The 4,306-nt window shown below is 59.1% G+C and carries 5 protein-coding genes; 2 read left to right on the plus strand and 3 right to left on the minus strand.

Annotated features, from left to right (window positions below; genetic code table 11):
- Positions 1-303 (minus strand): Hsp20/alpha crystallin family protein (locus ACE3OH_RS20065; protein WP_374357328.1); only part of this gene is annotated, 303 nt, incomplete at its 3' end.
- A 192-nt stretch (positions 304-495) separates the two neighbouring features.
- Here ACE3OH_RS20065 and ACE3OH_RS20070 point away from each other — a divergent pair.
- A complete protein-coding gene (locus ACE3OH_RS20070; protein ID WP_374357330.1) occupies positions 496-1,392 on the plus strand; it encodes a TIGR00266 family protein in 897 nt (298 codons plus the stop codon).
- Between the two features lie 78 nt (positions 1,393-1,470).
- A complete protein-coding gene (locus ACE3OH_RS20075; protein WP_374357332.1) occupies positions 1,471-2,628 on the plus strand; it encodes a HEAT repeat domain-containing protein in 1,158 nt (385 codons plus the stop codon).
- 114 nt (positions 2,629-2,742) lie between these two features.
- Here the strand turns inward: ACE3OH_RS20075 and ACE3OH_RS20080 are convergent, their stop codons facing one another.
- Positions 2,743-3,465, minus strand: a complete 723-nt coding sequence (locus ACE3OH_RS20080; protein ID WP_374357334.1) for a glutathione S-transferase family protein — start codon at positions 3,463-3,465, stop codon at positions 2,743-2,745.
- 103 nt (positions 3,466-3,568) lie between these two features.
- On the minus strand, positions 3,569-4,306 hold a 738-nt coding region (locus tag ACE3OH_RS20085), incomplete at its 5' end, for a hypothetical protein (protein WP_374357336.1).

Genomic DNA, 4,306 nt, shown 5'->3' on the forward strand with positions numbered 1-4,306 from the left:
GCTGCGCGACAGCGCGCCGTAGTAGCGCTCGCTGCGCAGCAGGCGTTCCTGGCTGGCTTGCGCATCGTGCTGGCGTATTTCGGCACGCAGGGTGACGACGGGGCCATCCACTTCCACATGCACATCATCCTTGTTCACGCCGGGCAATTCGGCGTGCACGACAAAGCGCTCGGCATCTTCGCGGACATCGAGCTTGATCTGTGCCGGCAAAGCATCGCCGTGCAGCGGCTGTACGAAGTAGGCGGGCGAGAAATCGCGCAACAGTTCGTCGAACACACTGCGGCGAGCGGGTAAGCGGTTCATGGTGATCTCCTTGGGCTGTTGAACACGGTTTTTGGCGCCGACGCGGCAATCGGCCTGAGGCCTGGGCGGCGTATCCGGCTGCCATGCCTGATATCTGGGGTTGGCGCTGGCCGGCTTCAAGAGCCGCAGAACCGGCGCCACGGTGCGCAGCCAGGCAGCCAGCTGTATTTGTGCGGCCGGGGAACTAAAGTCATGCAGTGGCACACCATGCGCGAGCGGCGGCTGGCCAGCACGATGGGCGCGCCTGAATTCGACTTTCATCGCGCCATCGTGGCGCGCAAACACCAGGAGAAATCAATGAGCATGGACGTAATCGACTACCGCTTGTTTGGCGACGATATGCAGTTTGTCGAAGTCGAGCTCGACCCGGGCGAGGCTGCGGTGGGTGAGGCCGGCACGATGTTCTATATGGAAGACGGCATTGTCATGGACACCATCTTCGGTGATGGCTCGGCCGCCCAGCAGGGCTTCATGGGCAAGCTGATGGGGGCTGGCAAGCGCCTGCTCACCGGCGAATCGCTGTTCACCACCGTGTTCGTCAACCAAGGCCAGGGCAAAAAGCGCGTTGCCTTTGGCGCGCCTTATCCGGGCAAGATCATTCCGGTGCAATTGGGCGAGCTGGGCGGCACCCTGCTGGCGCAGAAAGATTCCTTTTTGTGCGCCGCCAAGGGCGTGTCGCTCGGCATTGCCATGCAAAAGCGCCTTGGTGCCGGTTTCTTCGGTGGCGAGGGCTTTATCCTGCAAAAGCTCGAAGGCGACGGCTATGCGTTTATCCATGCCGGCGGCGCCTTGATCGAAAAGGTGCTCAGCCCCGGTGAAACGCTGCGGGTGGATACCGGCTGCGTGGTGGCCTTCCAGCCCAGTGTGGATTTCGACATCCAGTTCGTCGGCAATGTGAAGAGCGCACTGTTTGGCGGCGAAGGCCTGTTCTTCGCCACCCTGCGCGGACCGGGACGCGTATGGCTGCAAAGCTTGCCACTGTCGCGCCTGGCCAACCGCATTGTCGGTGCCTCCAAGGCCGGCGGCGGCAATGGTGGCGAGCAAGGCTCGGTGCTGGGCGGTTTCTCCAATATGTTCGAGCGCGAATAGGCAAGGGGCTGGGCGGTGTCGGCCGATTGTCTGGCGCATTACAATCGGCCGACCCTTACTGCCAGAAGCGCCACCATCATGCGTCTACGCCCCGCCTTGCTTGCCCTCGCCCTGTCGTGTTGCTGCCCGCTGGCCTTGGCCGCCGAACATGCGCAGCGCAACTTTCTCAATCCCGCCCAGCTACGCCAGGCGCTGACCTCGAGCGATGCGACAGTGCGCCTCGACGCGCTGGACTGGCACGATGTGGAGCGCTGGATCGAGCTGGCGCCCAAGCTAGTGGCCGACCCGGATGAGCGCATCCGTGCGCGCATGGTCTGGTATCTGAGCCAGGCGCAATTCGATAAAGATCGCCAGGCGCTGATCGACCGACTGGCCACCGACCCCAGCGTGGTGGTGCGCGCCGCCATTGCCGGATTCGGGCTGACCCCCGACCGTATCCTGTTGCGCTTGGCTGGCGAGAAGAATTGGCGCATCAATGCCGCCCTTGCCGGCAATGGCTTTGCGCCGCCCGAGGCGTTGGACCAGATCGCCGCCCAGCTGCCCGCCCATGCCGCGCGCGCCAAGCTGGATGCCGGAACCATTGAGCTGATCCGAGACAGCGCCGACGCGCTGGTGAACAATCTGCACACCCGGCCCGAGACGCTGGATGCGATCTATGCGCGCGGTGTGCTGCATGTCCATGTCGGCGGCGAAGCGATTTTCAATATGGCCAATGCCTGGCACGACTCGCCCAACTGGCCGGCGGCGCGCTTGGTTGAATTTGCGCTGGCGTACAGCAAGGACACCAGCGAGGATGACCCGAAGGAGCGGCGCTTCTGGCAACAGATCGACCAGATGCGCAAGAGCAAACCCGCGACCGAGGTCTTGGCTGCCATGCTGCAGGGGCCGATTTACTACCTGCGTAGCGCCGCCGTCAGCTCGCGCTTTACCCCGGTGTCCGCGCTGCAGGCCTATTACCAGGGCGGGCATCTGGCCAAGGACGAGACGATGGACTATTTCGCGCGCAACCCGGCGCTGGACAAGGCCTTCCGGCTGACCGTCATCGCCAGGCTCAACAAGAACAACTACACCGATTTTGTCTACCCGATCACCAAACACGCCGACCTCGACCCCGAACTGCTCGAAGCGATGATCAAGCGTTGCCGCAGCTTCGGCAAACAGGGCGAGGTGCTGCTCTATATCGAACAGATGCAGCAACAACTGCGCGTTCAGCAGCAACGCGCCTTGCTCAAATAGCGCTGTTGTAGGAGCGGCTTTGGCCGCGAATGGCGGCGAATGTGCAAGAACATCGGCGAATCGGCTGGCAATCGCGGCTAAAGCCGCTCCCACGACCAACGCGCCCTCCCAGCTTCACCCGCTAGCGCCACCCCGCACCAACTCAGGGTAAAACCGCGCCAGCATGCGGTCGCGGTAGGCTACCAAGTTGGGCAGCGATTCGGCATGGCGGCGGATCGGTGTCTCGAACACCGGGCATAGCGCGCCGCCGATAAAGGCAAATACCGTGGCATCGGCGCCGCAGGGGCGCTCGCCCAGCAAGTAAGGCTTGTCGCCCAGCAAGGTGGAGACCGCATCGAGGTCGCGGTTGGCCAGGGTGATGATATCCGCCTCTCCATGCCGCCCCATGCCCTGCGCATGCAGCGATTTGATCAGCTTGCGCCGCACCAGCCAGCGCACCAAAGGCCGCAGCGGCAACGGAATCGCATCGAAGAAATGGCGCGGACCGCGCTCGAAATTATCGTCGCGCACCCAGCGCGCATGCAGGGTGGCGAAGTAGAGATGCTCTTCCAGCATCTTCTCCACCGCCCAGGCCATCGCCAAGGCTTCACCCCCGTATCCGGCGTCGAAATCAATGCCGTGGCGCTGCTCCAGATGGAAGCGGATCAAGGTCGAATCGGCCAGTACCGTGCCGCCATCATTGATATACGGCAACTTACCCTTGGGCGCCTTGAACATGCCCTGGCTATTGCTCTGATATGGCAAACCCGCCATCCGCAACAAGGTCTCGGCCTTGGTGACGAAGGGGCTGCCATCGGGTAGGCCGAATGCACGGCCGAAGGTGTAGAGGGTGAGCATCTGGGGTTCTTTCAGGCCGGCTAGGTAAGTTCTGCCGTAGGTTGGTGCTGAATGCAACGAAGCCCAACACATAGTAGCCGCTGGGCTTCAAGCACATTTGCCTTCAATCCGCCTTTGCAGACTTTATTGCATGACTAAGGCTCGGAAGTTTTATGCTCTTTACCTTGCTAGCAAGTTTATTATTTAGTTTTTGGTCGAACTTTTGCAGAAACCTAGGTGACCGTAGTGCAGACCTAACTGACCCATAAGTCTCGTCGTCGTAGGTATCAATGGCGACGTCAAAATACATATCAAGGGCGTGAGCCACGTACTTTTCAAGCGCCCCTTCAAAGTCATCACCTTTTTGCTTGTCCAATCGCAATTGCGCAGCAATTGTTTTGTTCTCCGAAGATACAAGCTTGTTTGTACAATAAACTATCCAATACGTTCCACTCACGCCCAGCAACGCGCTCGACACCTTGTCAGTATCTTCCTCCTTTAGTTGCGCCAAACGATCCTGCCGCAATCGATCTGCGATCATACCCATTCGCCAATATAAATAAATTACTTCGGCTTTGATGTCATGAGTGAACAAATTCTGATATGGCTGATCGAACAATTCAGTTTTTGCATTAATTGCCTGAATAAGATACTCACTTCTTCCAGATGCTAAGAATTGAGTTAACTTGTCCAGTTCAATTATTTTCTGCCCATCTTTCTTCTTTTTGCTACCCTCTTGCTTTGGGGTGTATTGAATTGCGTATTTCTCAAAATCTGACCTGAGTCTCTCTTGAGTATCATCAACCGAACGCACCGACCAAATTTTAACCGAATTCTGTGAATTGTTGAATTGGACAATGTC

Source organism: Chitinimonas sp., assembly GCF_041904975.1.
Taxonomy (GTDB): domain Bacteria; phylum Pseudomonadota; class Gammaproteobacteria; order Burkholderiales; family Chitinimonadaceae; genus Chitinimonas.